Raw genomic sequence first — 1,712 nt, forward strand, 5'->3', positions numbered from 1 at the left:
CCCACATTCCGCAGGTGCGATCGCAAATGCTGTATTTTTAGAAATGACCTAAATGCTGCATTTTAGAAGCATGACAGCATCACCATTAGATATAAGAGTACAGGATATTGACCACTGTGGGATAGTCGCAGGGATATGTGACGAAATGGAACTAGTAGAGCAAATCAATCGGCTACTAGGAAGCCATCCGCAAGAAATAATTAGTGCAGGTCAAGTGGTAAAAGCAATGATTCTCAACGGATTAGGGTTTGTCAGTGCCCCACTATATCTATTTGAGAAATTTTTTATTGGCAAAGCCACAGAACACCTACTGGGAGAAGGGATACATCCAGAACACTTAAACGATGACCGTCTAGGTAGAGTGTTGGACAAACTCTACTCCTTTGGGCTAACAGAAGTATTTGTAACGGTGGCACTATCTGCGGCTCGTAAATTTGGTGTAAAAATGGACAGTTTACACTTAGATTCAAGTTCGTTTCATGTCGATGGTGATTACACACTGCAAACTCCAGAGGAGGAAGCAGAACCTGGAACAATCCACATAACTTATGGTTATTCGAGAGATCACCGCCCAGACTTAAAGCAATTTATTCTCGACTTGATGTGTAGTGGAGATGGAGACATCCCGCTATATTTAAGAGTCGCAGATGGGAATGAATCAGACTCAGCCATGTTTGCCAAATTAATCGCGGACTTCAAACGGCAATGGTTCCTTGATGCTTTGTTTGTAGCTGATGCGGCACTGTACACAGAAGAGAACTTGCAACAAATGAAGCAGTTACGTTGGGTATCGAGAGTACCAATAACTTTGACTGCTGCTAAACAGTTGTTAGATAACATTCATGAAAATGCATTTGTTTCCAGTTCATTACCGGGATACCGTATCGCTTCATGTTGTAACTTTTTTGCCGACATACTACAACGTTGGATAGTAGTTGAAAGTCAAGTCCGTAAACAAGCTGACCTCAAGCAGCTAGAAAAACGTTTATCTAAGCAGTTGACTAAAGCCCAAACCGAACTCAAACAGTTATCTCAACAGCAGTTTGCTTGTGAAAAAGATGCCCAACTTGCTGCTGAACGCATGAATTGTAAGTTGCCTTTACATCAGCTAGTTGATATCAAAGTAGTTGAGATTTTGCAGCACAAGGGACGTGGTAGACCGCGAAAGAATGCTGTTATAGAAAAGCACTATCAACTTTGTGCAACACTTGCACCCAAACAAACTGCTATAGATGTTGAAGTCCAAAGAGCCGGTAGGTTCCTCCTAGCAACCAATGTTCTTGATGCTTCTGAGTTAAGTGATGATGATGTGTTAATTGAGTATAAGGCACAGCAATCTACTGAACGTGGTTTTCGCTTTCTCAAAGACCCGCTATTCTTTACTTCCAGTGTCTTCCTCAACTCACCCAAACGGGTTGCTGCATCAGCCATGATTATGGGCTTGTGTTTGCTTGTTTATAGTTTGGGTCAAAGGGCATTGCGTCAAGCACTCGATAGAGCTAAAAAGACTATCGATAATCAGTTGGGTAAACCTACTGCTGCTCCGACTCTACGCTGGGTCTTTCAATGTTTTATGTCGATTCACTTAGTTTCTGTTGCCCAAAGCAAGCAAATTACTAATTTGACTTCCGAAAGACACTGGATTCTCAACTTTTTTGGTGCTCCCTGTCGAAAATATTATCTGCTTTGCTAACTAACCTGCAGAATGTGGG

1 protein-coding gene is annotated in these 1,712 nt (G+C 41.9%); it reads left to right on the plus strand.

Features of this window, described 5'->3' with window-relative positions; all coding sequences use genetic code 11:
* Positions 1-70 precede the first annotated feature (70 nt).
* Positions 71-1,693 (plus strand): IS1634 family transposase, encoded by a 1,623-nt coding sequence (locus RM368_RS38365; protein ID WP_322698912.1) that lies wholly within the window; start codon positions 71-73, stop codon positions 1,691-1,693.
* Positions 1,694-1,712: the final 19 nt, after the last annotated feature.

It is taken from the genome of Nostoc sp. DedSLP03 (assembly GCF_034530815.1).
GTDB lineage: Bacteria > Cyanobacteriota > Cyanobacteriia > Cyanobacteriales > Nostocaceae > Nostoc.

Coding starts and splice junctions, on each gene's coding strand:
- RM368_RS38365 (WP_322698912.1), top strand. CDS start 71: ATGACAGCATCACCATTAGATATAAGAGTACAGGATATTGACCACTGT.